22 protein-coding genes are annotated in these 24,221 nt (G+C 64.9%); 16 read left to right on the forward strand and 6 right to left on the reverse strand.

Going from position 1 to position 24,221, the window contains the following annotated elements:
* Positions 1-120: 120 nt before the first annotated feature.
* The 11 genes from PNAP_RS04120 to PNAP_RS04170 all read left to right on the forward strand — a co-directional run bounded on the left by PNAP_RS04120 (position 121) and on the right by PNAP_RS04170 (position 10,892).
* Positions 121-708: a DUF3305 domain-containing protein gene (locus PNAP_RS04120; RefSeq protein WP_049763734.1), complete on the forward strand. Its 588-nt coding sequence runs from the start codon at positions 121-123 to the stop codon at positions 706-708.
* On the forward strand, positions 701-1,414 hold the full coding sequence (locus PNAP_RS04125; protein ID WP_011800243.1) for a DUF3306 domain-containing protein: 714 nt from the start codon (positions 701-703) through the stop codon (positions 1,412-1,414). Before PNAP_RS04120 ends, PNAP_RS04125 begins: the two co-directional genes overlap by 8 nt.
* Positions 1,341-3,473 carry a 4Fe-4S binding protein gene (locus tag PNAP_RS04130; RefSeq protein WP_011800244.1) on the forward strand — a complete coding sequence of 711 codons (2,133 nt, stop codon included), beginning with the start codon at positions 1,341-1,343 and terminating at the stop codon, positions 3,471-3,473. The genes PNAP_RS04125 and PNAP_RS04130 overlap by 74 nt, the downstream gene beginning before the upstream one ends.
* A gap of 15 nt (positions 3,474-3,488) precedes the next feature.
* Positions 3,489-4,103, forward strand: a complete 615-nt coding sequence (locus PNAP_RS04135) for a TorD/DmsD family molecular chaperone (RefSeq protein WP_011800245.1) — start codon at positions 3,489-3,491, stop codon at positions 4,101-4,103.
* Positions 4,104-4,269: 166 nt separating this feature from the next.
* Positions 4,270-4,476: a formate dehydrogenase gene (locus PNAP_RS04140; RefSeq protein WP_041376513.1), complete on the forward strand. Its 207-nt coding sequence runs from the start codon at positions 4,270-4,272 to the stop codon at positions 4,474-4,476.
* 45 nt (positions 4,477-4,521) lie between these two features.
* The gene (locus PNAP_RS04145) at positions 4,522-7,497 is read left to right on the forward strand and encodes a formate dehydrogenase subunit alpha (protein ID WP_011800246.1); all 2,976 of its coding nucleotides are present in this window, start codon (positions 4,522-4,524) and stop codon (positions 7,495-7,497) included.
* A 4-nt stretch (positions 7,498-7,501) separates the two neighbouring features.
* Positions 7,502-8,122, forward strand: coding sequence for a formate dehydrogenase FDH3 subunit beta (gene fdh3B, locus PNAP_RS04150; protein ID WP_011800247.1), 621 nt, complete (start codon positions 7,502-7,504; stop codon positions 8,120-8,122).
* A complete protein-coding gene (locus PNAP_RS04155) occupies positions 8,119-8,346 on the forward strand; it encodes a hypothetical protein (RefSeq protein ID WP_011800248.1) in 228 nt (75 codons plus the stop codon). Before fdh3B ends, PNAP_RS04155 begins: the two co-directional genes overlap by 4 nt.
* Positions 8,347-8,362: 16 nt before the next feature.
* Positions 8,363-9,535, forward strand: coding sequence for a formate dehydrogenase subunit gamma (locus PNAP_RS04160; protein WP_011800249.1), 1,173 nt, complete (start codon positions 8,363-8,365; stop codon positions 9,533-9,535).
* A 22-nt stretch (positions 9,536-9,557) separates the two neighbouring features.
* Positions 9,558-9,953 carry a hypothetical protein gene (locus PNAP_RS04165; RefSeq protein ID WP_011800250.1) on the forward strand — a complete coding sequence of 132 codons (396 nt, stop codon included), beginning with the start codon at positions 9,558-9,560 and terminating at the stop codon, positions 9,951-9,953.
* Between the two features lie 66 nt (positions 9,954-10,019).
* Complete coding sequence (locus PNAP_RS04170) at positions 10,020-10,892, forward strand: formate dehydrogenase accessory sulfurtransferase FdhD (protein ID WP_011800251.1); 873 nt, start codon at positions 10,020-10,022, stop codon at positions 10,890-10,892.
* Between the two features lie 78 nt (positions 10,893-10,970).
* Here the strand turns inward: PNAP_RS04170 and PNAP_RS04175 are convergent, their stop codons facing one another.
* The 5 genes from PNAP_RS04175 to PNAP_RS04195 are packed head-to-tail and all read right to left on the reverse strand — an operon-like array spanning position 10,971 to position 15,484.
* Positions 10,971-11,945 carry a Bug family tripartite tricarboxylate transporter substrate binding protein gene (locus PNAP_RS04175; RefSeq protein ID WP_011800252.1) on the reverse strand — a complete coding sequence of 325 codons (975 nt, stop codon included), beginning with the start codon at positions 11,943-11,945 and terminating at the stop codon, positions 10,971-10,973.
* Between the two features lie 58 nt (positions 11,946-12,003).
* On the reverse strand, positions 12,004-12,768 hold the full coding sequence (locus tag PNAP_RS04180; RefSeq protein WP_011800253.1) for an SDR family oxidoreductase: 765 nt from the start codon (positions 12,766-12,768) through the stop codon (positions 12,004-12,006).
* On the reverse strand, positions 12,765-13,493 hold the full coding sequence (locus PNAP_RS04185) for a fumarylacetoacetate hydrolase family protein (protein WP_041376988.1): 729 nt from the start codon (positions 13,491-13,493) through the stop codon (positions 12,765-12,767). The genes PNAP_RS04180 and PNAP_RS04185 overlap by 4 nt, the downstream gene beginning before the upstream one ends.
* Positions 13,494-13,498: 5 nt before the next feature.
* Positions 13,499-14,473, reverse strand: a complete 975-nt coding sequence (locus PNAP_RS04190) for a Bug family tripartite tricarboxylate transporter substrate binding protein (protein ID WP_011800255.1) — start codon at positions 14,471-14,473, stop codon at positions 13,499-13,501.
* Between the two features lie 57 nt (positions 14,474-14,530).
* Positions 14,531-15,484 (reverse strand): 2-hydroxyacid dehydrogenase, encoded by a 954-nt coding sequence (locus PNAP_RS04195; protein ID WP_011800256.1) that lies wholly within the window; start codon positions 15,482-15,484, stop codon positions 14,531-14,533.
* Positions 15,485-15,625: 141 nt separating this feature from the next.
* Between PNAP_RS04195 and PNAP_RS04200 the strand changes: the two genes are divergently transcribed.
* The 5 genes from PNAP_RS04200 (at position 15,626) to PNAP_RS24870 (ending at position 23,042) form a co-directional block, all read left to right on the forward strand.
* Positions 15,626-16,798: a citrate/2-methylcitrate synthase gene (locus PNAP_RS04200; protein WP_011800257.1), complete on the forward strand. Its 1,173-nt coding sequence runs from the start codon at positions 15,626-15,628 to the stop codon at positions 16,796-16,798.
* 115 nt (positions 16,799-16,913) lie between these two features.
* Positions 16,914-19,490 carry an ABC transporter permease gene (locus PNAP_RS04205; protein ID WP_011800258.1) on the forward strand — a complete coding sequence of 859 codons (2,577 nt, stop codon included), beginning with the start codon at positions 16,914-16,916 and terminating at the stop codon, positions 19,488-19,490.
* 14 nt (positions 19,491-19,504) lie between these two features.
* Positions 19,505-19,936 (forward strand): group II truncated hemoglobin, encoded by a 432-nt coding sequence (locus PNAP_RS04210; RefSeq protein WP_011800259.1) that lies wholly within the window; start codon positions 19,505-19,507, stop codon positions 19,934-19,936.
* A gap of 140 nt (positions 19,937-20,076) precedes the next feature.
* Positions 20,077-21,411, forward strand: coding sequence for a hypothetical protein (locus PNAP_RS04215; protein WP_011800260.1), 1,335 nt, complete (start codon positions 20,077-20,079; stop codon positions 21,409-21,411).
* A 14-nt stretch (positions 21,412-21,425) separates the two neighbouring features.
* Positions 21,426-23,042 (forward strand): MORN repeat-containing protein, encoded by a 1,617-nt coding sequence (locus tag PNAP_RS24870; protein WP_011800261.1) that lies wholly within the window; start codon positions 21,426-21,428, stop codon positions 23,040-23,042.
* A 99-nt stretch (positions 23,043-23,141) separates the two neighbouring features.
* On the opposite strand, the gene PNAP_RS04225 is transcribed toward PNAP_RS24870, so the two are convergent.
* Positions 23,142-24,209 carry an ABC transporter ATP-binding protein gene (locus PNAP_RS04225; protein WP_041376514.1) on the reverse strand — a complete coding sequence of 356 codons (1,068 nt, stop codon included), beginning with the start codon at positions 24,207-24,209 and terminating at the stop codon, positions 23,142-23,144.
* Positions 24,210-24,221: the final 12 nt, after the last annotated feature.

Raw genomic sequence — 24,221 nt, forward strand, 5'->3', positions numbered from 1 at the left:
CCCATAGAAGTTGCCTGGATGGTTCGCAAAACGCAGGCCGTTCCGCTCACCATCCTACCGCAGCGCCAGGCGGAAAAACCCTCATGCCGGCATGCAGGCGGGCCGCCGTACACTGCCGGCATGCCTGACTTTCTGGTGCAGTCTCCCGAGTCCGACGAAGCCCTTCGCCGCCCGTGCATGGACGTGGCCGTGGTCATGCGCCGCGAGCGCATCGCCAGCGCCTGGCAGCCTTGGCGCTGGGTGCTGGCCGATGTCGTGCCGCATGAGGACGGCTTCGGCCGGCAGCCGCGCCTGCTGCTGAAAGATGCGAATGAAGAGCGCTGGCTGCACCCCGGCTTTCGGGTGGAGCTGCACCGGGGCGATGCCGAGGGCTATTACCTGAACGTGACCACGCCGCAGCCGTGTTTCTGGGTGGTCTGGCGCATCGAGGAAGAAGCGGCGCTGGCCGACTCGCCGATTGCCGTGCCGCAGACCGTCACGCTGAGCTACCACGATGCCGGCCGCTGGCTCGACGCGCAGGAAACCGTCGAGCAGGTGCCTGCGCCGCCCGATGTGGTGCAGTGGATGCAGCATTTTGTCGATGAACACCATGTGCTCGAAGCCAAGCGCCGCCAGCGCCCGCAAAGCTTCAAGCCGCTGGTGGACCGCTTCGGCAGCCCGGCGTGCGTCAGCACCGAAAAGAAGTTCGGCGGAGGCGGCCGTGGCTGACGAGCGCCCCGGATTCCTCGGCCGCTGGGCGCGCCGCAAGACCGATGCGCTGCAGGGCCGGCCGTTGGACGACGAGCCCGCCGTGCCCGCAAGCACCGTACCCGTGGCCGGCGTTCCGGTAAACGCCGCCCCGGCAGGCGCGCCATCGCCCGGCATGCCTGCGGCAGAGCCGCCCGAAAAACTGCTGTCCCTCGACGATGTGAAGCTGCTGACCCGGGACTCCGACTTCAAGCCCTTCATGGCGCGCAATGTGGCTGGCGATGTGCGCAACGCCGCGATGAAAAAGCTGTTCACCGATCCGCACTACAACGTGATGGACGGGCTCGATACCTATATCGACGACTACTCCCGGCCCGACCCGATTCCGCAGGCCATGCTGCGCCGGATGGTCGGCGCGAAGCTGCTGAAGATTTTTGACGAGGAAGAGCAAGAGGCCGCAAAAGGCCAGCGCAGCGCGCTGACGCAGGGCGACGCTGCATCGGGACCTGCCGATAACCCCAATAAGCCCATGCCTGAAACCGTGGCACAGTCCGGTGATTCCCCGGAGACCAGCAGTCCCCAGCGCGTCAGTTCCGAGCATCCCAGCCAGCCCGAGCCTGCCGACAGCTCAGGCGCCAGCCAACACGACGACCATGCCCACCCTCATCTGCAACTGCAACCAGACCATGCCCCTCCAGCCCCAAGCGCTGGGCGCGGCATTGGATGAAAACCTGACGCTGCATTCGGCGCTGTGCCGGCGCGAAGCCGGCGCGTTCCAGAAGGCGATCCAGTCGGGCGACGACGTGGTCGTGGCCTGCACCCAGGAAACGCGGCTGTTCGCCGAAGTGGCGCAGCAGACCGACGGCGCGACCTCGGTGATCCGGTTCGTCAACATCCGCGAGACCGGCGGCTGGAGCAAGGACGCTGCGCAGGCCAGCCCGAAAATCGCCGCCTTGCTGGCGCTGGCGCATCTGCCCGACGCCGAGCCCGTGCCGACCGTGACCTACCAAAGCGCCGGCCGCCTGCTCATCATCGGCGAACTCGATGCGGCCGAGCGCGCTGCCGAACTGGTGGCGGACGCGCTCGATGTCACGCTGTTCAGCCTGGGCGCGGGGCAGGGCGGCGGTGTGCAGGAGCGGCGCTATCCGGTGCTGGCCGGGAAAATCAAGCAATTGACCGGCTGGCTGGGCGCGTTTGAATTGACGTGGACGCGCAGCAACCCGATTGACCTGGACCTGTGCACCCGCTGCAATGCCTGCCTGTCGGCCTGCCCCGAAGGCGCCATCGGTTTCGACTACCAGATTGACAGCACCCTGTGCAAATCCCACCGCGACTGCGTCAAGGCGTGCGGCATGGCCGGCGCGATTGACTTTGGCCGCGAACCGCAAAGCCTGAGCGAAAAATTCGACCTGGTGCTGGACCTGCGCGCCACGCCGGCGTTCACCCAGCATGCGCTGCCGCAGGGCTACTTCCGCTGGGACGGCCAGGACAGCCGCACGCTGTTGCAGATGCGCGCGCTGGTCGGCGAGTTTGAAAAGCCCAAGTTCTTCAACTACAGGCAAAAGCTGTGCGCCCACAGCCGCAATGAAAAAATTGGCTGCAGCGCCTGCATTGACGTGTGTTCGGCCTCGGCCATCAGCAGCGATAAAAGCCGCCAGCAAATCAAGGTCAACCCGAACCTGTGCGTCGGCTGCGGCGCCTGCACCACGGTCTGCCCGAGCGGCGCCATCTCTTACGCCTATCCGCGCCCGGCCGAGCAGGGCGCCAAAATCAAGACCCTGCTGAGCACCTACGCCAGGGCGGGCGGCAGGAGCGCCGCGCTCCTGCTGCACAGCCAGGAAGCCGGAACGCGGCTGCTCGGCGATCTGGGCCGCATGGCCCGGCTCGACCCGGCGACCCGTGGCGTGCCGGCGCGGGTGATGCCGCTGGGCCTGTTTCATACCGCATCAAGCGGTCTGGAACGGTGGCTGTCGGCGGTCGCCTATGGCGCGTCGCAGGTCTGGGTGCTGATGACGGACGAAGAAGCGCCCCAGTACCGCCAAGCCGTTCGCGAACAGATGGACGTGGCGCAGGCCATCCTTGCCGGGCTGGGCTACCAGGGCGAACACTTCCGCATCCTTGACGCGAAGGACGCGCGCGACCTGCCGGCGCTCGACGCGCAGTTGCAGGCGCCAGCGGCGCAAGGCGTGGCGCAGGCGGCAGGCTTTGCCGTGCAGGCCGACAAGCGCGCCACGCTGGAACTGGCGCTCGACCATCTGATGGCGCAGGCGCCGCAGTCGCAGGTTAAGGTCGAAGTTAAGGCCGAAGTTAAGGCCGAAGTTAAGGCCGAAGAAGCGATTGCGCTGCCGGCCGCATCGCCGCTGGGCGGCCTGGCCATCGACAAGGACGCCTGCACGCTGTGCCTGAGCTGCGTCAACGCCTGCCCGGCCAGCGCCTTGCAGGACAACCCGGACAGCCTGCAGCTCAAGTTCATCGAGAAGAACTGCGTGCAGTGCGGCCTGTGCGTCAAGACCTGCCCGGAAAACGCACTGGCGCTGCTGCCCCAGCTTCGCCTCACGCCGCAGCGCAAGGAAGCCGTGGTGCTCAACGCCATGCAGCCCTATGCCTGCATCCGCTGCAGCCGGCCCTTCGGCACGCTCAAGGCGATTGAAGCCATGCTCGGCAAACTGGCCGGGCACGCCATGTTCCAGGGCGCGGCGGCCGAGCGCCTGAAGATGTGCAGCGACTGCCGCGTGATCGACATCTACTCGGCCGACAACGAAGTCCGGATTTCCGATATCCGCTAACCCATCCCGGAACCCATGCAAGCCCAACTCACAGCCTCCACCCTGGACGAAGAAACCGCGCGCGCCGAGGTGTACGGATTGCTGGCCGCGCTGCTCTATACAGCGCCCAGCGCCGATCTGTACGACCGGCTGCGCGTCGCCGTCACCCAGGCCCCGGCCGCCGGCGCCCTGCTTGAAAGCCCGTGGGGCGAACTGGTCGCCAGCGCGCGAGAACAGTCGCTGGCCGCTACCCGCAGCGAATACGACGCTCTGTTCGGCGGCGTGGGCAAGCCCGAGGTCTATCTGTTCGGCTCCCACTACCTCAGCGGATTCCTCAATGAAAAACCGCTGGCGGCCCTGCGCGCCGACCTGGCGGCGCTCGGCCTGGCGCGCGACGAGGCCATGCTTGATACCGAAGACCATGCGGCCTATATTTGCGAAGTCATGCGCTACCTGATCGCCGGCGACGATGTGGAAGTAGCCAACCTGACGCGCCAGCGCGAGTTCTTCACGCGCCATGTCCAGCCCTGGTTTCCCATGCTGTGCGAGGCCGTCATGCAGCATCCGAAGGCGCGCTTCTATCGGGCCGTTGCGGCCTTCGCGCAAGCCTTCACCGGCGTCGAAGCGCAAGGTTTCGACATGCTGGACTGAAGCGGGTCAAGCGGTTTTTTAAAGGCCGCGCTGTAGGCCATCACCAATGACTGATGGTTTTCCCTTGGTTTGCCGCTTTGCGTTCCGCGAACCATTGTGGTGCATCTTTGTCAGGCGTACAGTTATGAAAGTAGTTGCATAGCAGTCAATTTTCAGGGAGAGACAAATGCACGACAGCCCGCCAAAACCTTCGCGCCGGGGTTTCTTTTTCGGTGCCGCCGCCACCGGAGCAGCCGCCGCAGCCGTGATGGCGCTGCCTGGCGTTCAGGCACCTGAAGTCGCCGTGGCGCCGCCCAGGCCGGCGCCTGAAAAAGGCGGTGGCTACAGCGCCTCGGAACATGTCGAGCGCTACTACCAAACCGCGCGCGTCTGACTCATTCCCCCCGTTTTTCCGTTTCCAATTTTCACGGAGAGCGCCATGCTGCTCACGAAAAAATCCTCCGGCCTTCCGGGTCAAGCAGCGCATCGCCCTGGCACCGCGCGCTTTGTGCAAAGCCTGGCGCGCGGCCTGTCCAACGCACTTCCGACCATGGACCGGCGCGCCTTCCTGCGGCGCTCGGGCCTGGGGATCGGCGTCGGCCTGGCGGCGACCCAGCTGACGCTGGTCAGGAAAGCCAGGGCAGCCGCGCCCGGCGAGGCCGGGGGCAACTCGAAAATCGAGGTCAAGCGCACCGTCTGCTCGCACTGCTCGGTCGGCTGCGCGGTCGATGCGGTGGTTGAAAACGGCGTTTGGGTGCGCCAGGAAGCGGTGTTTGATTCGCCCATCAATCTGGGCGCGCACTGCGCCAAGGGCGCGGCGCTGCGCGAACACGGTCACGGCGAGTACCGGCTGCGCTACCCGATGAAACTGGTGAACGGCAAATACGAGCGCATCAGCTGGGACACGGCCCTCAGTGAAATCACCGAGCGCATGCTGGCGCTGCGCAAGGAAAGCGGCCCGGACTCGGTGTATGTGATCGGTTCGTCCAAGCACAACAACGAGCAGGCTTACCTGCTGCGCAAGTGGATGAGTTTTTGGGGCAGCAACAACTGCGACCACCAGGCCCGCATCTGCCACTCGACCACGGTCGCCGGCGTGGCCAACACCTGGGGCTACGGCGCCATGACCAATTCGTACAACGACATGCAAAACAGCAAGTGCGCGCTGTACATTGGTTCGAACGCCGCCGAGGCCCATCCGGTCAGCCTGCTGCACATGCTGCACTCCAAGGAAAAGGGCTGCAAGATGATCGTGGTCGATCCGCGATTCACGCGAACCGCCGCCAAGGCCGACGACTACATCCGCATCCGCTCGGGCTCGGACATTCCCTTCCTGTTCGGCGTGCTGCACCACATCTTCAAGAACGGCTGGGAAGACACCCAGTACATCAATGACCGTGTTTATGGCATGGACAAGGTCAAGGAAGAGGTGCTGGCCAAATGGACGCCGGACAAGGTCGAGGAAGCCTGCGGCGTGAACGAAGCCACCGTGCTCAAGGTGGCCACGATGATGAGCCAGAACCGGCCCAGCACCATCGTCTGGTGCATGGGCCAGACCCAGCACACCACCGGCAACGCCATCGTGCGCGCCTCCTGCATCCTGCAACTGGCGCTGGGCAACGTCGGCAAGTCCGGTGGTGGCACCAACATCTTCCGGGGCCATGACAACGTGCAGGGCGCCACCGACGTCGGCCCCAACCCCGACTCGCTGCCGGGCTACTACGGCCTGGCCGAAGGTTCGTGGAAGCATTTCGCCAAGGCCTGGGGCGTGGACTTTGACTGGATCAAGGGCCGCTACGCATCGCCCGCGATGATGGGCAAGCCCGGTATCACGGTGTCGCGCTGGATCGACGGCGTGCTGGAGAAAAACGAATTCATCGACCAGGATTCCAACCTGCGCGGCGTTTTCTACTGGGGCCATGCGCCCAACTCCCAGACCCGGGGCCTGGAGATGAAGCGGGCCATGGACAAGCTCGACCTGCTGGTCGTGGTGGACCCGTACCCGTCGGCCACCGCCGCCATGGCCGCGATGCCGGGCAAGGCCGAAGACCTCAATCCGAACCGTGCGGTGTACCTGCTGCCGGCCGCCACGCAGTTCGAGACCAGCGGCTCGGTCACGGCGTCGAACCGCTCGCTGCAGTGGCGCGAAAAGGTCATCGAGCCGCTGTGGGAAAGCCGCAGCGACCACATGATCATGCAGCAGTTCGCCGACCGGCTGGGCTTTGGCAAGGAACTGTCCAAGAACTTCAAGATGCAGCAGGTCAAGGGCATGGACGAGCCCATGCCCGAAGAAATCCTGCGCGAAATCAACAAGACCTGCTGGACCATCGGCTACACCGGCCAGAGCCCGGAGCGCCTGAAGGCGCACATGCGCAACATGCACCTGTTCGATGTCAAGACGCTCAAGTCCAGGGGCGGCAAGGACAAGGAAACCGGCTATGACACGGCGGGCGATTATTTCGGCCTGCCATGGCCGTGCTATGGCACACCTGAACTCAAGCATCCCGGTTCGCCCAACCTCTACGACACCTCGAAACACGTCATGGAAGGCGGTGGCAACTTCCGCGCCAACTTCGGCGTCGAGCGCGAGGGCAAAAACCTGCTCGCGGAAGATGGTTCACATTCCGTAGGCGCCGACATCACCACTGGCTACCCGGAGTTTGACCACATCCTGATGAAAAAGCTCGGCTGGTGGGATGAGCTGAGCGAGCCTGAAAAAGCTGCCGCTGAAGGCAAGAACTGGAAAACCGACTCGTCGGGCGGCATCATCCGCGTGGTCATGAAAAACCATGGCTGCCATCCGTTCGGCAATGCCAAGGCGCGTGCCGTGGTGTGGAATTTCCCCGACGCGATTCCACAGCACCGCGAGCCGCTCTACGGCATCCGGCCCGACCTGGTCGCCAAGTACCCGACGCATGACGACAAGAAAGCCTTCTGGCGCCTGCCGACGCTGTACAAGACCTTGCAGGACAAGAACATCGCCGACAAGGTGCATGAAAAATTTCCGCTGATCCTGACCTCCGGGCGGCTGGTCGAGTACGAAGGCGGCGGCGAGGAAACCCGCTCCAACCCGTGGCTGGCCGAGTTGCAGCAGGAAATGTTCATCGAGATCAACCCCAAGGTGGCCGCCAACAAGGGCATCCGCAACGGCGAACGCGCCTGGGTCAGCACGCCGACCGGCGCGCGCCTGAATGTGCAGGCGCTGGTCACCGAGCGCGTCGGGCCAGATACCGTGTTCATGCCGTACCACTTCTCGGGGCGCTGGCAGGGCGCCGACATGCTGGCTTACTACCCGGCGGGCGCGCACCCGGTGGTGCGTGGTGAAGCCGCCAATACCGGCACCACCTACGGCTACGACAGCGTGACGATGATGCAGGAAACCAAGACAACCGTTTGCAACGTGGAAAGGGCCTGAAACCATGGCACGCATGAAATTTGTCTGTGACGCGGAGCGCTGCATCGAATGCAACGGCTGCGTCACGGCTTGCAAGAACGAAAACGAGGTGCCGTGGGGTGTGAACCGCCGCCGCGTGGTCACGCTCAACGACGGCGTTCCCGGAGAAAAGTCGATTTCGGTCGCCTGCATGCACTGCAGCGATGCGCCGTGCATGGCGGTGTGCCCGGTCAACTGCTTTTACCGCACCGACGAGGGTGTGGTGCTGCACGACAAGGACATCTGCATCGGCTGCGGCTACTGCTCGTATGCCTGCCCGTTTGGCGCGCCGCAGTTTCCCTCCACCGGCAGCTTCGGCGTGCGCGGCAAGATGGACAAATGCACCTTCTGCGCCGGCGGCCCCGAGGTCAACGGCAGCCAGGCCGAGTTTGAAAAGTACGGCCGCAATCGCCTGGCCGAAGGCAAGCTGCCGGCCTGCGCCGAGATGTGCTCGACCAAGGCCTTGCTGGCCGGCGATGGCGACGTGGTGGCCGACATTTTCCGCAACCGGGTGGTGCAGCGCGGCAAGGGCGCCGAAGTCTGGGGCTGGGGAACGGCTTACGGCTCGAAACAGGCCGGCCAGCCGCCCGCAGGAGGCAAATCATGACGCGCCTTGCCGTGCTTGTTCCGGTGCTGGCCGCCCTGGCCGCTCTGTCGGCCTGCAGTGAAAAGCCGCAGACGCTGGGCGGCAGAAAAAGCGATGCGGCTGCGTTTCAGGGGGCGCAAAACCCGTTTGTCGCACCGGGCTGGAGGCCGGGCGACAAGAGCAGCTGGGAGCAGGGGCTCAAGGCCCGCATGCAGAACTCCCAGAACGAATACTCCAAGACATAAATGCGGCGGAGGCCTTATGAGACAAGCGCAATTAGCTCTGTTTTTAATAGCGGCTTGTCTGGCGGGCGCGGCCGGTGCGCAAGCGCCTGCGCCTGCCGCTTCATCGCCCTCCGTGGTGGCGCCGGCTGCCGTGGGCGGCATCCAGGGCCAGAACATCTTTGAAGTCAAACCCGACGCCAGTGAGATTCCGGGCTATGCCAGCCAGACCAATGGCGAGCGCGCCCGGGTCCAGCCCGGCAACAACGCGCCAATGTGGCACCAGGTCGGCGCGGGCGCGACGGGCTACAGCAGCCTGCCCAAGGCCCAGGCGCCCGAGGCCGGCAACCTGATCCAGCCCTTCGTGCAGTACCCTGGCTCGCGCCTGACCAACGCCGGTGAAGCCTGGCGCCAGGTGCGCAACCACTGGCTGATTCCCTACGGCGGCGCCTTGCTGCTGATCGTCCTTGGCGCGATTGCCCTGTTCTACATGGGCAAGGGCAGCATCAAGCTGCATGGCGCCAAAACCGGCCGCAGGGTCGAGCGCTTCACGCCCTTTGAGCGCTCGGCGCACTGGGCCAACGCCATTGCGTTTTCGATTCTGGCGATTTCGGGCATCGTGATGGCATTCGGCAAGTTTTTTGCGCTGCCCGTCATGGGCGGCATGCTGTTCGGCTGGCTGGCCTATGCGCTGAAAAACCTGCACAACTTTGCCGGGCCGGTGTTTGTCGTCTCGCTGCTGATCGTGTTTTTTACCTTTGTGCGCGACAACCTGCCCAGCCGGGGCGACCTGCGCTGGCTGCTTCAGGGCGGAGGCATGTTTTCGGGCAAGGAAGTGCCGTCGCACCGCTTCAACGCGGGTGAAAAACTGGTGTTCTGGGGCGGCGTCTTTTTTCTCGGCATGGTGGTGGTGGCTTCGGGGCTGGTGCTCGACAAGCTGTTGCCCGGCCTGGTGTATGAGCGCGGCACGATGCAGATCGCGCACATGGTGCATGCCGTGGCCACGGTCCTGATGATGGCCATGTTCACGGGGCATATCTACATGGGCACGATTGGCATGGAAGGCGCCTACGAGGGCATGAGGACCGGCTACGTCGATGAAACCTGGGCCAAAGAACACCATGAGTTCTGGCATGACGACATCAAGGCGGGGCGCATTCCCGCGCAGCGCAGCGAACCCGCGCCGCCCGCCAGCCCGGCGGTCCAGGCCTGAAGACAAGAGCGAGGCATTCACCATGACCCTGAAAAAACTTCTGACCACCGGCCTGCTGCTTGGCGGCTGCGCGCTGGCAGCGGCCAGGCTCCCGCCGCCTTCACCCGAAGCGAAGGCGAAATCTGACGAAGCTGCGGCCAGGGCGGCCTGGGCCGGCAAGGTTGATGCCTACCAGTTGTGCCAGTCGCAGGACCGTGCGGCGGCCAGCTATTTCAAGTCGGCCCAGGCGGCGGCCAAGGAGGTCAAGCCGGCGACAGCCACGCCACCGTGCACCGACCCGGGCGTTTTCGCGTACACGCCGGCTGAAGCGGCCAAGCCGCTGGAAGCTTCGGGCGCCCATTCACCGGCCGCCACGGCTACCAGCCCGCCCGGCAGCAAGGTGCCCGATGCCGTCATGAATCCCGATAAAAAACCGTGAAATCGCAATCTTCTTCCAAAGGCCGGGCCGCAAGGCGCCGGCCTTTTTTACGCTAGTCTTCCAAACATGACCCTTCCTTACCTGACGCAAGCCCAAGCCCCGTTGACCAGCGAGATCGAGGCGGTCAACGAATTCGGCGAACTCCAAAAAGTCTCGATTCCCGCCGAACGCGCGCTGACGGTCTATGTTGACAAGCGCGAACTGGTCACGCTGATGACGCTGGGCGCGAATCCCGAACTGCTGGTGCTCGGCTACCTGCGCAACCAGCGGCTGGTCCGGGAAGTCGCCGACATCGAATCCATCACCGTTGACTGGGAAGTCGGCGCCGCCGCCGTCAAGACCCGCCACGGCATTGAGGACATCGAGGCAAAAACCGCGCAGCGGGTCGTCACGACCGGCTGCGGGCAGGGCAGCGTGTTTGGCGGCCTGATGGACGAGGTGGACAGCATCAGGCTGCCCGCCGGGGAGTTCATCACCCAAAGCCAGCTCTACGGCCTGGTCAACACCATCCGGCTCAAGGAAACGACCTACAAGTCGGCCGGCTCGGTGCATGCCTGCGCCCTGTTCTCGACCGCTTCGGGCGAAGCCGACATGCTGCTGTTCGTCGAGGATGTGGGCCGGCACAACGCGATTGACACGATTGCCGGGTGGATGTGGATGAACGAAAACTCGTCCTTCAGTGATGCGAACCAGGTCTTCTACACCACGGGCCGCCTGACCAGCGAGATGGTCATCAAGTCGGCGCAAATGGGCGTGCCGGTCGTCGTTTCGCGCAGCGGCATCACGCAGATGGGCCATCAGGTGGCGCAATCGGTGGGTTTGTGCGCGATTGGCCGGGCGACCAACAAGCGCTTTCTCTGCTACACCCATGCCGAGCGGCTGAAGCTCCAGCCGGGGCTGGTGAGCAAACCTGATGCTCAAAATAGCCAGGACGCCTGATTGCAGGCTACGTAACCCGTTGTTGTGCGGTAAGGCGCCGAGTCGCCGTGGGACAGAATCCGGCCATGGCCTGCGGCCTCACTCCGGCTGGATGCCCGCGTCCTTGACGACCTTGCCCCACTTGGCGAGGTCGGACTTGATCAGCGCGGCGTACTCCTGCGGCGTTCCGCCCTGGATCTCGATACCGGCTGCCTCCAGCTTGGCCCGCACGTCGGGCAGCTTGAGCGCCGCGTTGATCTCGGCATTGAGCTTGGCGACAATCGCCTTGGGCGTGCCGGCCGGTGCCAGGAAGCCGCCATTCGTGTTGGCGTCGTAGCCCTTGAGCCCCTGTTCGTTCGCGGTCGGCACGTCCGGCAAAGACATGCTTCGCTTGCGGGTTGACACTGCAACGGCTCGCACGTTGCCGGCTTTGACCTGCGACTGGATGGCGCTGATGGTGTCGATGTAGAGCGCGGTGCGCCCGGCCAGCAGATCCGGGTGAGCGGCCGAAGAGCCCTTGTAGGGCACCAGCAGCATGGGCGCGCCGCTGGCCATGCGGAACATCTCGGCCGCCATTTCCTGCGCGCTGCCGCGGCCAGAGGTGGCCACCTTGGCCTCGCCTGGATTGGCCTTCATCCAGGCCACGAACTCGGGCAGTGTCTTGGCGGGAATCTGCGGGTAGATGGCGAACACCAGAGGAACCTCGTGGGTGTAGACGATGGGCTCGAAGCTTTTCTCCGGATCCCAGCCCAGGTTCTTGAACAGGAACTTGTTGGTGTTGTGGCTGCCGCCCACGATGCCGATGGTGTAGCCATCGGGCGCTGATTTGGCCAGGACATCCGTGCCGAGGTTATTGGATGCGCCGGGACGGTTGTCGACGATCACCGGCTGCCCCATCGAGGCCCCGATCTTGTCTCCGACGACGCGGGCAATGGTGTCGATAGCGCCGCCCGGCGGGGCGGGCACGATGATCCTGATGGCGTGGGTCGGGTAGGCCTGGGCCGATGCCAGGGTCGGAACCGCGACCAGGCACGCCGAGACGGCGAGGGTCTTGAACAGGGATGTGAGTTGCATGGTTGTCTCCTTTTGTGGTTGGGTAAATCGTCGTCAATCTTCATGAAGCGTCTGCATGTCAGCCGCGCCCGACGTAGGGCATGGCGCTGGCCATGATGGTCATGTTCAGCACGTTGGCCTCCAGCGGCAGACCAGCGATGTGGCGCACCGCGTTGGCCACGTGGTTGGCGTCCATCATGGGTTCAGATGCGACCGTGCCGTTGGCCTGCAAGACGCCGCGCGTCATGCGCTCGGACAGCTCGGTCAGCGCATTGCCGATGTCGATCTGGCTGGCCACGATGTTGAAGGCGCGCCCGTCCAGTGCCAACGCCTTGGTCAGGCCCGACACCGCGTGCTTGCTGACGGTGTAGGGCGCGGTGAAGGGGCGCGGCGTGTGCGCCGAGATCGAGCCGTTGTTGATGATGCGCCCGCCCTGCGGCGACTGGCGGCGCATCAGCCCGAAAGCGGCGCGCGCGCACAGGAACACGCCGGTCACGTTGGTGTTGAGCACGCTGAACCATTTGTCCAGCGGCAGCTCGTCCATCGGCACCGCCGGGGCGTTCACGCCGGCATTGTTGAACAGCAGATCAAGTCGGCCAAAGCTGCGCTCGATGGTGGCGAACAGCGCCTGCACACTGTCCGGGTCGCTCACGTCGGTGGGCACGGCCAGCGCCGTCTGGCCACGCGCTTCGGCCTCGGCCGCCAGCGCCCGCAACGGCTCGGCGCGACGGCCCGCCAGCACGACGCTGAAGCCGTCGTTCAACAGGCCAAGGGCCACGGCGCGGCCGATGCCGCTGCCTGCGCCGGTGATCAATGCGATCTTTTTGAGGGTGGTGGTGTTCAAAGGGAGTCTCCTGTCATGGGTATTGAATCTGCGTGGCGGGTGCTGCCCACGGTCATGGAAAACTGGCCGACGCCTGCCACGCCGCCCTGAACGACATCGCCGGGTTGCAGCGGGCCCACGCCTGCGGGTGTGCCGGTGTAGATCAGGTCGCCGGGCATGAGCGTCACCGACCGCGACAGCATGGCCACCAGTTCGGCCACTGGCCACAAGAGGCCGGACACATCGGCGCGCTGCCGTTCGATGCCGTTGACCGTCAGCCACACGGCACCCTGTCTGGGGTGGCCGCAAGCCGCAGCCGGCACCAGGGGCGTGCAGGGGGCCGAGTGGTCGAAGGCTTTGGCGGCCTCCCAAGGGCCACCGGCACGCTTGGCTTGCTGTTGCAGGTCGCGCCGCGTGAGATCGAGTCCTGCGGCATAGCCCCAGATGTGATGCGGCTCGACCTGCGCCGGGGCTATGTCCCGGCCGCCACGGCCAATCGCCACGACCAGTTCGATCTCATGGCAAAAGTCGCCGGTCGCCGGGGGATAGGGCAGGACGCCATGGGCGTGCACCACCGCGTTGGCGGGCTTCATGAACCAGGCGGGCATTTCTTGAGGCATCGCCTCGTCCTGGCTCCAGCGGTAGTTGCGGCCGATGCAAAACACGCGGCCCACAGGAAAAACCGCAGTGCTACCGGCCACTGCAACGGTGGCTGGCGCAGGCGCCGGAAAAACGAAGTCCGTCATGGCCGTCATTCGGTGGAAATTTTTCGGTCGCGGATGATCTGGGCGTAGCGCCGCCTGTCGCCTGCGATCAACTGGGCAAATTCCTGCGGTGTTGTCGCGCGCGGCACGCCGCCCAGCGACACGAAGCGCGCCCTGACGGATTCGTCTGACAAGATGCTGCGAACATCGGCGGCGATCTTCTCCACGATGGCCGGTGGCGTGCCGGCAGGGGCCAGCAAACCAAGCCAGGAGACGGCGTTGAACCCGGGGAGCACGCTTTCCGACAGCGTGGGCGCGTCGGGCAGTGCCGGCACGCGCTTGCTACTGGTCACGGCCAGGGCGCGCAGTTTTTTGGCCTTGATGTGTCCGGAGGCTTCCAGCACCGTCATGAAGGACAACTGCACATGGCCGGCGAGAAGATCGGCGATGGCCGGACCCCCGCCTCGGTAGGGCACATGAAGGATAAAAGTGCCGGTTTGTTCCTTGAACATTTCCGCCACCAGGTGCGGCGCGCCGCCGGCACCCGCGCTGCTGTAGCTCAGTTGCCCCGGCCGGGACTTGGCCAGGGCGATGAATTCGGTGGCCGTGTTTGCCGGGACGCCCGGATTGACCATCATGGCCAGCGGCAGTTCGGCCAGCAGGGAGATGGGAGCAAACGCCGTGTCCGGGTTGTACGGCATTTTGGGATACAAGGATGGATTGATCGCTTGCGTGCCAATGTTGCCCAGCAGCAGGGTGTAGCCGTCCGGCTTGGCCTTGGCGACCAGGTCTGCGCCGATCTGCCCGGCTGCGCCGCCCTTGTTGTCGATGACGACGGTTTGCCCCCAGCGCCTGCCCAGTTGCTCGGCAATGATGCGCGCGCCCGTGTCGGTTCCGCCTCCGGGCGGGAAGGGCACCACCAGGGTCACCATTCGGGAAGGGTAGGTCTGGGCGAAGGCGGGCGCGGCCGCCATCAAGCCGAGGGCGATGGCCATGGTGAGCGGGAAGTATCGGGTGAACATGGATTTGTCTCCTTGGTGTTCTTTGGCGTTCCGGGGTGTTCCGGTTTTTTTGTCAGATCAGGTGGTCAGGCTCATCGCCGGGCGCTCGCCCGCCAGGGCCTGGGCGACGCTTTCGAGCACCATCTCGCCCATGGCGGTACGGGTCTCCCAGGTGGCACTGGCGCGGTGGGCCTGCAGGGTCACGCTGTCGGACTGGCGTAGCGCCAGGGGAACGCGGGGTTCATCAACGAACACATCCAGGCCCGCACCAGCGATGCGGCCGGCCGCCAGCGCCTCGGTCAGGTCGGCCTCGTTGACCAGGCGGCCACGGGCGACGTTGACCAGGAAGCCGCGCGGGCCGAGCGCTTCGAGCACGGCCGCGTTGACGATGCCCTCGGCCTTGTCCGCCGCCGCGCACAGCACCAGCGCGTCGGCGTCATGCGCAAGGTCCACCAGGTTCGGCACGAACTGGTACGCAACGTCGTCCATGGGGTGCAGGTCGGTGTAGCTGATTGGGCAGCCAAAAGCCGCCGCCCGGGTCGCGACGGCGCGGCCCACCCGCCCCATGCCGACGATGCCAATGCGCATGCCGCTGAACCGGCGGGCCAGCGGGATGGCGCTGGGCTGGGGGTGCAGCTCCCACTGGCCGCCGCGCACGAAGCGGTCGCCGGCGCACAGGTTGCGGCAGGCCGCGATCAGCAGGCCGATGGCCAGGTCGGCGACGTCTTCGGTCAGCGCGCCCAGGGTGGCGGTGACGGGCAGGCCACGGTCTCGGCAGTACGCCAGGTCCACCGCGTCGGTGCCGACGCCGTTGACGGCCACCACCTTGAGGCCAGGCAACTGCTCCAGCATCGCTCGTGAAATGCCGGTGTGCCCGCCGGTGATCGCGGCGGCGATGGATGCGCCATGTTCACGCAGCCAGGCCTGCTGGTCCGTCACCTCGAAGAATTTGTGGACGGTGTAGAGCGATGCGAGCTTGTCGTTGATCGCGGGGATCAGGATGGGATTGAGTTGCAGGAGCCGAGGTTTCATGTCAATTCTTTCAATGGGGGCAGACGAGGCCCGATGCGTTCAAGGTGGTTTTTCGAAGATGTGGGCATGTTAGTAAATGATTGATCTATTGGTCAATATTGATGTATAAAATCAACATATATAAATTTCTTGGGTTCGACCATGGCTTCCTGGATTTCGATGGACGAGGCGTGCTGCCTTCTTGGCGTGCGGCCTCAGACGGTTTACGCCTACGTGAGCCGTGGCAAGCTGGAGGTCATGCCCGACCCGGCCGACACACGCCGCAGCCTGTACCGCGCCGAGGACGTTGCCGGCCTGGCCAAACGCAAACAGGCCGGCCGCAAACACGAGACCCTGGCCGCCAACACGCTGTTCGGCTCGGAGCCCAGCATCCCGACGGCCCTGTGCGCGTTCTTTCGCGGGCGCCCGTATTACCGGGGCCAGGATGCGGTGAATCTGGCCCGGTCAGCTACCCTGGAAGAGGTGGCTCAACTTTTGTGGGGCGCCGAGCAAGCCGTCGATTTTTCTTCCTCTGCGTCATCCATGCCGATGCGCTCGGGCAAGCCTGGGCGCGTCGCGGCTTTCACGGGCTTGGCCGCCCTGGCGGCCGACGGACATTCCACCCGCGGACGCTTGATCCGGGTGCTGCACAACGAAGGCCAGTGTCTGGTGGGTCAGTTGGCCATTTCGTTCGGTGCCCAGCCGGGGTGCGAGCCGCTGCATCTGCGCTTTGCGCAAGGCTGGAAACAATCGACCCAGGTGGCCGATTTGCTGCGAACGGCCATGGTGCTGCTGGTCGATCACGAATTGACCAGTTCAGCATTTGTCGCGCGCATTGCGGCCTCGACAGGCGCCTCGTTGCCGGCCTGCCTTCTGGCCGGATTGAGCACCCTCTCGGGTCCCTTGCATGGCGATGCCTCGGGCCGCGTCCAGGCGCTGTTCAGCGAAGTGGAACGGCTGGGCGAAGACCAGGTGGTGGCCCATTACCTGTCCACCGGCTTGCCCTTGGCAGGATTTGGCCATCACCTGTATCCCGATGGCGATCCGCGCGCGGCCGCCTTGCTGGCCTTGTTCGAGCCCCCGGAGGTGATCGCGCGCTTCATCCAGAAGGTGACGACGCTGACCGGCTTGCAGCCCAACATCGACGTGGCCCTGGCCGCCCTGGTGGCGCACCACCGCCTGCCCGTTGATGCCGCTTTTGGCCTCTTCGCAACGGCGCGAAGCATTGGACTGCTGGCGCACAGCCTGGAACAACTGGGCGTGGCGCAAGTGATCCGCCCGCGCGGGCGCTATGTGGGCCAGGCGCCTGACATGACGCAGGCCGCCCGCACTTAGGGATGTGGAAATCACCCAAACGGTTTTTGCCTTCACTGTGGCGCAGGCTGCCGAGCCTCACCCCAACTCCTTCTCTGCGCCCTGGTTAACCCTTCTGCGCTAAGGTACGCGTCCCATGAACACTCTTTTTCTCAAGCTCGGCTGGAAAACCCTGCTGCGCGATTTGCGCGCTGGCGAGTTGCGGCTGCTGATGGTGGCGGTCACGCTGGCGGTGGCTTCGCTCACGGCGGTCGGATTTTTCGCCGACCGGCTCAATGGCGGGCTCAAGCGCGACGCCCTGCAACTGCTGGGCGGCGATGCGGTCATCCGCAGCGACGGCCCGATTGCGCCGGCCTTCATTGAAAAAGCCCGGGCGCTCGGTCTGAAGGCCATCTCGACCGTCACCTTTCCGACCATGGCCCGGGCGCGCGACGAGGACGGCGGCCAAGCCAAGCTGGTCGCCTTCAAGGCCGTTCCCGAAGGCTACCCTTTGCGCGGCAGCATGAACGTGGCCGGCAGCCTGGATGAAAGCACCGCGCAGCCGACCCGCGACATTCCCGCGCCCGGCACCGCCTGGGCCGACGCCTCGCTGCTCGACGCGCTTGGGCTCAAGCTCGGCCAGCCGCTGCTGATGGGCGACGCCAGTTTCACGGTCACCCGCGTGATCGTGCAGGAGCCCGACCGGGGCGCCGGCTTCATGAGCTTTTCGCCGCGCGTGATGCTCAACGAGGCGGACGTGGCGGCCACCGGCCTGATTCAGCCGGCCAGCCGCACCAGCTACCGCTTTGCCGTGGCGGGCGATGACGCCCAGGCCGTCAAGTCCTATGTCCGCTGGGCCACCGATGAACTGAAAAAACCGGTTGCCGAAACCGGCCTTCGCGGCGCGCGGCTGGAGTCGCTGGAAAGCGGCAGTCCCGAGATGCAGCAGACGCTGGAGCGGGCCGAAAAATTCCTGAACCTGGTCGCGCTGCTGGCCGCGCTGCTCAGCGCCGTGGCCGTGGCCATCGTGGCGCGCAGCTTTGCGTCCAGGCACCTGGACGACTGCGCCATGCTGCGCGTGCTGGGCCAGCCGCAGCGCACGATTGCGCTGGCCTACGGCTTTGAATTCGTGCTGGCCGGGCTGGCGGCCAGCGCGCTGGGCGTGGCGCTTGGCTTTGCCGTGCATCACGTGTTCGTGCTGCTGCTGGCCGGGCTGGTGAGCAGCACGCTGCCGGCCGCGACCCTCTGGCCGGCGGCTTTCGGCATGGGCATGGGGCTGACGCTGCTGCTGGCTTTCGGCCTGCCGCCGGTGCTGCAGCTGGCCTCGGTGCCGCCGCTGCGCGTGATCCGCCGCGATGTCGGCAACCTCAAGCCGGTGTCGATGCTGGTGCTGGGCGTGGGCATCCTGGGCTTTGCCGCCTTGCTGATGGCCGCCAGCAACGACTTGAAGCTCGGCCTGATCGCCGTGGGCGGATTTCTGGGCGCCGTGCTGGTGTTTGCCGCTGCCAGCTACGCCGCCGTCAGGCTGCTGCGCGCCAGCGTCAACGAAACCACGGCGCCGCGCTGGCTGGTGCTGGCCACGCGCCAGCTGTCGGCCCGCCCGGTCTATGCGGTGGTGCAGACCAGCGCGCTGGCCATTGGCCTCTTGGCGCTGATGCTGCTGGTGTTGCTGCGCACCGACCTGATCAGCAGCTGGCGCCAGGCGACGCCGCCGGACGCGCCCAACCGCTTCGTCATCAACGTGCAGCCCGACCAGGGCGATGCCTTCCAGCAGGCGCTGCGGAACGGCGGCGTGAAGAAGTTCGACTGGTATCCGATGATTCGCGGCCGGCTGGTGGCGGTCAACGGCAAGGACATCACGCCCGACAACTACGAAGACGACCGCGCCAGGCGGCTGGTGGAGCGCGAGTTCAACCTGTCCAACAGCCTTGACAAGCCGGTCCACAACGAAGTGGTCGCGGGCCGCTGGACCGCCGGCGAAAAGGACGCCGTCAGCGTCGAGGAAGGCCTGGCCAAGACGCTGGGCCTGAAACTCGGCGACAGCCTGCGCTTTGACATCGCCGGCCAGGCCAGCGAGGCGAAGATCACCAGCCTGCGCAAGGTGGACTGGGGGTCGATGCATGTCAATTTCTTCGTCATGTACCCGGTGGCGCAGATGGCCGCCGAGGTGCCGGTGTCCTTCATCAGCGCCTTTCGCGCGCCCGAGCCGGCGGACCCGGTGGCCGGTACGGTTGGCCAGCCCCGGCCGCAGAGCTTTGACAACACCCTGGTCAGGGCGTTTCCGAACATCACCAATGTGGACATGAGCAGCACGCTGGCGCAGGTGCAGCGGGTGCTCGACCAGGTGATCCGGGCGGTCGAATTTTTGTTCGGCTTCACGCTGGCGGCCGGACTGGTGGTGCTGTTCGCGGCCATCACAGCGACGCGCGAGGAGCGCGCTAGAGAATTCGCCATCATGCGCGCCGTCGGCGCCCGGGCGTCGCTGCTGCGGCAGGTGCAGCGCGCCGAACTGGCGGGCGTCGGTTTGCTGGCCGGCTTCCTGGCGTCGCTGGTGTCGCTGGTCGTCGGCTGGGGGCTGGCGCGCTATGTGTTCGATTTCAGCTGGACCGGCTCGTGGAGCGTGCCGGTGCTGGGCAGCCTGGCCGGTGCCGCGCTGGCACTCGCGGCCGGCTGGTGGGGGCTGCGCGCGGTGCTCAACACGCCCGTGGTAGAAACGCTGCGCAAATCCCAATAACCCTTTCATGTCTTATGCCAATCGAAGAAACCCCCGCCGAAGCGCCGCCGTTTGAAACCCCGTTCGCCTGGATAGGCGGCGAAGAGCGCGTCAAGGCGCTGGTCGAGCGGTTCTACGACCTGATGGACCTGGAGCCCGCCTACGCTGCGCTGCGGGCCGCCCACGGCAGCACGCTGGACAACGCCAGGGAGCGGCTGTTCTGGTTTCTGTGCGGCTGGCTGGGCGGGCCGCAGCACTACACCGAGCGTTTCGGCCACCCGCGCCTGCGCCAGCGCCACATGCCGCAACACACCGGCGGCGGCAGCATCGGCATCAAAGAGCGCGACCAGTGGCTGGCCTGCATGGACCAGGCGATGGTTGAAACCGGCGTCGATGAAGCCCTGCGCGCCCGGCTGAACGCCTCGTTTTTCCAGACGGCGGACTGGATGCGCAATCGGGGCGAGTGAAGGGGGCTGGGGTTGTGCAACAGCCAGCCCTTATTCAGAGCAAGGCGGCCTTCCACCCATTCGATGGAAACTCAAGTGTTTTTGGTCGGAAAAAAAGTTTCATCATGTAACAATTGCAAGCTCACAGGAGAGCTTGCACCATGCGCCGGATATTCACGCTGATCGTCATTGTTCTCATCACGGCATGCGCCAGTCCCAAATACACCGTCGATGATGGCCGCAAGGTCAATGAAGAACTGCTCGGCCACATCCGCAGTTTTGGTGCGGGTGAACAAGTGCTGCGTCCGGCCATCTCCCGATCAGCCGCGTTGAAGGATGCAGACTGCGACACCCAGTGGGAATTGCCTTTTTCCGTCGCGACGAGTTACGACTGGACCGAAGACGAACGCGTGGCCTGGGTCAGGGGGCTGGGGGTGGATGAGCGCATCACCGTGGTTGGGGCGGCGCCTGACTCTGAGCTGAAGCTGCGCGACAAGATTCAAGACATCGCCGGCTACAGCCGCGAAAATTCCGAAAAAATGCTGCTCGCATTGGCTGAGCGGCGTGATGCGGGCAGTCCGTTCGACATCAAACTGTTCAGCGGAAAAACCCTGCGGGTCACGCCTTTCAAGGTCTGCCGGGGCTACGCCCGGCTGGCGCCGCCCAATACGCCCAAGGCGCAGGACTACCACTGGCTCTTGAGCTTGCACCCGCTTGAAGTGGCCCAAGCCAACCTGACCGAAGACGAAGCCCTGTGGGCCGTGCTGTGGACCCAGGGACTGTCCGAAGAGGGCGGGGCGCGCATGAAAGCCTACGCTTATGGCACCAGGATTGCCGGCTCGCTGTACCAGGTTTTCACCGTGGTATCAGGCCTCAAGGGCGCTGCGCTGGCTGCCAACGCGGCGGTCAGCGCAGCCCAGTCAGCAGCCGCTGCGGCCGCCACCGAAGCGCTGAAAAAACAGCTGATCGAACAGGCCAGCGCGGTAGCTGCTTCAAAACTACGCGGTGAACTGGCCAGTTCGGCCCAGCGCCTGACGCAAAACCAGGCCATCGGTGCCATGCAGCAGGCAGCGGCCAACCGGGGCTCCCTCACGGGGGTGGGCTGGGTGGCGGCTACCGTGTTTGACAAGGCTGATGCCTGGGCCTACATCCGTCTGGAAAAACTCAATGCCAACCCGCTGGCAGGCTTTTCACTGCATCAAAAACTGCTCGAACAGGGACTGACCGCCAACTCCATGGTGCTTGACGCCGAGCGCATGGCTGCCCTGAGCAAGCTGGCCGATGCGCGGGGCCGGGGCGATGAGGTGGCCGCTATTCTGGGTGGCACCAAGCCTGAAGACCTGCAGTTCGAATTGACCGACATGCCGCTGGCTGGCGCGCCCGCAGGCTTTTCCTACGATAACCCCACTGGCCTGGCCAGCGCTGGCCAGCCTTATGCCCGAGGCTTGATTGAAAGCATGCTGAGCATGCCCGTCGAGTCAGTCTCTTCCCGATAAAACCTGAAACCATCATGAACCTTGACCTGACCCGTGCGATGCGCCTGGTTTTAGCCCTGGCCCTGCCTTTGTCCCTGTCGGTCTGGGCGCAGCTGCCGCCAGACGACAAGGTTCCTGCCGAACCCGCCATCCCCGGCGCGGTGGCACCTGCCTTTGAAAATTGCCGTCCGCTGACGGACAAAGCCATGGCCGTTGACCTCAAAGCCGCCACGGCGCAATCCCAAAAGCGTGAACTGTCCGAGCAGCTGCGGCTTTATGAAGAGGCGGTTGCCGTGTGGTCGCAGGCGGTGGCGCAGTGCGACGGGCGTGCCAGGAACCGGGCACAGCGCAATCTGGCCGACAGCCAGAAAGTGCGCACCAGCCTGAGTGAGCAACAGGGGGCTGGCCCCCAGTGCGAAGCCGCCCACAAGGATGCCGGCACCCTTCAGGAAATGGCCAGGCAAGCGTTGAGTGAGCGCCGTTTTGATGAAGCGGCCATGCTGTTTCGCAAAACCGAAAGCAGGTGGGATATGGCTTCCGAGCGTTGCACCGGAACACAGCAGGAAGTCGCCAGCCGCCGGCGTGAGCAGGCAGAAATGGACAGTCACAATGCCGAGTATTGCGCCCCGCTGTTTGAAAAGGCCCGTGAACAGCATCAAAAACTGCGTGCCTCGGCCGCTGGCCTGTCGCGTGAGGAAAAACACGATGCTTCTCAAGTCGCTGAAACCCTTTGGCGTGAAGCCCTGGTGCAATGCAAGGGACCGGTTTTAGACACGGTTCGCAACAACGCCCAAACGCTTGCGCGCGAACGAGGCACGCCCTGGGTCGCCCGCAGCGCGCCAGCGGCCTCGTTCACCGCAGCGGCTCCGGCACCTGTACCCAGACTGGCGTCCGGTAGCGATGGCAAGCTCGGCCCTGTTAGCCTGGCGCCCCCGGCGACTGCGGCTAGCGTGGTGGCGGCCAGTGGGGTAAAACCCGTCATGCCCGACGCACAACCGTCCGAATTCACTTCGGGCACCACGCGCTTTAGCGGGAATTTCGTTCGCGATGCCGATGGCCTTGGCTATTCGGGAGCGGGAAATATCGCGTGGGCCAATGGCGACCGCTATGAAGGCTCGCTCGTCAAGGGCCTGCGCCACGGCAAAGGGATGTTCACCTGGGCAAACGGGCAGCGCTACAACGGCGACTGGATCAATGACCAGCCTGAAGGCCAGGGCAGCTTGCAGTTTGCGGGGGGTAATCAGTACGAAGGCCGCATCAACAACGGCCAGCCCCAAGGGCAGGGCCGCATGCGTTATGCATCCGGTGACACCTACACCGGACAATTCAATGCGGGTATTCCGCAGGGCCGTGGCATCTACATCTGGAGAAACGGCCAGCAACTGGAGGGCGAATGGAAAAACCAGCAGCTCAACGGTCAAGGCCGCATGGCGTTTTCCTCCGGCGACACCTATGTGGGTGAGTTTGTCAATGGAAAGCCTGCCGGGCAGGGCCGCTACCACTGGAGCAACGGAGACGAATACACAGGGCAATGGAAGGCAGGCGAAAAGCACGGCCAAGGCACTTTTGTCTGGAAAAACGGTGACCGCTGGGAAGGTCTTTACGAAGCTGATGAGCAGACCAGTGAGGGAAAGCTCACGCAGAAAGACTGAATCCTTCCGCCGGAAATGGCGAGTTTTTGATTTTTTCGTAACGGCTCAGCTTTTCCCGATTTGCTCCCGCCCCTGGGCTGGAGCGGCTCCGCTCTGGCCTCAGGCTTCGCGCACAAAGGTCACCACATGGTCCACTTCGGCCCGAATGCCGACCCACTCGCCAACGGCGTGGTTGTGGTGGCTGGGCACATGCGCCAGCAGGGCCTCGCCGCTGGCCAGCTGCATCGTGTAGAGAAACTCCGAACCCCGAAATGCCTTGCGGACAATCTTCGCCTTCACTGGCGACGTGTCGTCATGCACGATGTCGTCGGCGCGCAGCAGCACGTCGCATTCGCCCTGGGGGTAGCTTGACGGCAGCGGGCATTCATCCTGTCCGACCAGGTCGCCGAGCGGGGTGCGCGCCACCACGCCGCTGCCCTGGTGCGTCAGCGTGGCCGGAACGAAAACGCCGTGGCCAATGAAGTCGGCCACAAAGCGGGTTGCCGGCCGGTGGTAAAGCGCATAGGCATCGTCCCACTGGTGCAAATGCCCTTCGTGCATCACGCCGATGCGGTCGCCGATGGCAAAGGCTTCGAGCTGGTCGTGGGTCACGAACAGGGCCGTGGCGCCGGCGGCTTTCAATATGCCGCGCACCTCATGCGCCAGCCGCTCGCGCAAATCAACATCGAGATTGGAAAAGGGTTCGTCGAGCAGCAGCAGGCGCGGCCCGGGTGCCAGCGCCCGCGCCAGCGCCACGCGCTGCTGCTGCCCGCCCGACAGCTCGTGGGGAAAGCGCTTGTGGGCATGGCCCATGCCGACCAGTTCCAGCACCTCGTCCACCCGCTGGCTGCGGGTGGCGGCGTTCAAATGCGTGAGGCCGAACGCGACGTTGCTGGCGATGTTCAGGTGCGGAAACAGTGCGTAATCCTGAAACACCATGCCGATCTTGCGCGACTCGGCGGGTACATGGAGCCTGGGGCTGCTGACGAGTTCTTTCGCCAGACGGATGGTGCCCGCATGGGCGCGCTCCAGGCCCGCGACGGCCCGCAGCAAGGTGGTCTTGCCGCAACCCGATGGACCAATCAGCACGCCAATTTCGCCAGCTGCCAGACTGAACGACACGCCATCGACCGCCGCGTGGGCGCTTCCTGCGTAATGCACACCGAGTTGAGTGACTTCGAGAAACATCGTTCGATTGTA

The organism is Polaromonas naphthalenivorans CJ2 (assembly GCF_000015505.1).
Lineage (GTDB): Bacteria > Pseudomonadota > Gammaproteobacteria > Burkholderiales > Burkholderiaceae_C > Polaromonas > Polaromonas naphthalenivorans.

Coding starts and splice junctions, on each gene's coding strand:
- PNAP_RS04120 (WP_049763734.1), top strand. CDS start 121: ATGCCTGACTTTCTGGTGCAGTCTCCCGAGTCCGACGAAGCCCTTCGC.
- PNAP_RS04130 (WP_011800244.1), top strand. CDS start 1,341: ATGCCCACCCTCATCTGCAACTGCAACCAGACCATGCCCCTCCAGCCC.
- PNAP_RS04135 (WP_011800245.1), top strand. CDS start 3,489: ATGCAAGCCCAACTCACAGCCTCCACCCTGGACGAAGAAACCGCGCGC.
- PNAP_RS04140 (WP_041376513.1), top strand. CDS start 4,270: ATGCACGACAGCCCGCCAAAACCTTCGCGCCGGGGTTTCTTTTTCGGT.
- PNAP_RS04145 (WP_011800246.1), top strand. CDS start 4,522: ATGCTGCTCACGAAAAAATCCTCCGGCCTTCCGGGTCAAGCAGCGCAT.
- fdh3B (WP_011800247.1), top strand. CDS start 7,502: ATGGCACGCATGAAATTTGTCTGTGACGCGGAGCGCTGCATCGAATGC.
- PNAP_RS04155 (WP_011800248.1), top strand. CDS start 8,119: ATGACGCGCCTTGCCGTGCTTGTTCCGGTGCTGGCCGCCCTGGCCGCT.
- PNAP_RS04160 (WP_011800249.1), top strand. CDS start 8,363: ATGAGACAAGCGCAATTAGCTCTGTTTTTAATAGCGGCTTGTCTGGCG.
- PNAP_RS04165 (WP_011800250.1), top strand. CDS start 9,558: ATGACCCTGAAAAAACTTCTGACCACCGGCCTGCTGCTTGGCGGCTGC.
- PNAP_RS04170 (WP_011800251.1), top strand. CDS start 10,020: ATGACCCTTCCTTACCTGACGCAAGCCCAAGCCCCGTTGACCAGCGAG.
- PNAP_RS04175 (WP_011800252.1), bottom strand. CDS start 11,945: ATGCAACTCACATCCCTGTTCAAGACCCTCGCCGTCTCGGCGTGCCTG.
- PNAP_RS04185 (WP_041376988.1), bottom strand. CDS start 13,493: ATGACGGACTTCGTTTTTCCGGCGCCTGCGCCAGCCACCGTTGCAGTG.
- PNAP_RS04190 (WP_011800255.1), bottom strand. CDS start 14,473: ATGTTCACCCGATACTTCCCGCTCACCATGGCCATCGCCCTCGGCTTG.
- PNAP_RS04195 (WP_011800256.1), bottom strand. CDS start 15,484: ATGAAACCTCGGCTCCTGCAACTCAATCCCATCCTGATCCCCGCGATC.
- PNAP_RS04200 (WP_011800257.1), top strand. CDS start 15,626: ATGGCTTCCTGGATTTCGATGGACGAGGCGTGCTGCCTTCTTGGCGTG.
- PNAP_RS04205 (WP_011800258.1), top strand. CDS start 16,914: ATGAACACTCTTTTTCTCAAGCTCGGCTGGAAAACCCTGCTGCGCGAT.
- PNAP_RS04210 (WP_011800259.1), top strand. CDS start 19,505: ATGCCAATCGAAGAAACCCCCGCCGAAGCGCCGCCGTTTGAAACCCCG.
- PNAP_RS04215 (WP_011800260.1), top strand. CDS start 20,077: ATGCGCCGGATATTCACGCTGATCGTCATTGTTCTCATCACGGCATGC.
- PNAP_RS24870 (WP_011800261.1), top strand. CDS start 21,426: ATGAACCTTGACCTGACCCGTGCGATGCGCCTGGTTTTAGCCCTGGCC.
- PNAP_RS04225 (WP_041376514.1), bottom strand. CDS start 24,209: ATGTTTCTCGAAGTCACTCAACTCGGTGTGCATTACGCAGGAAGCGCC.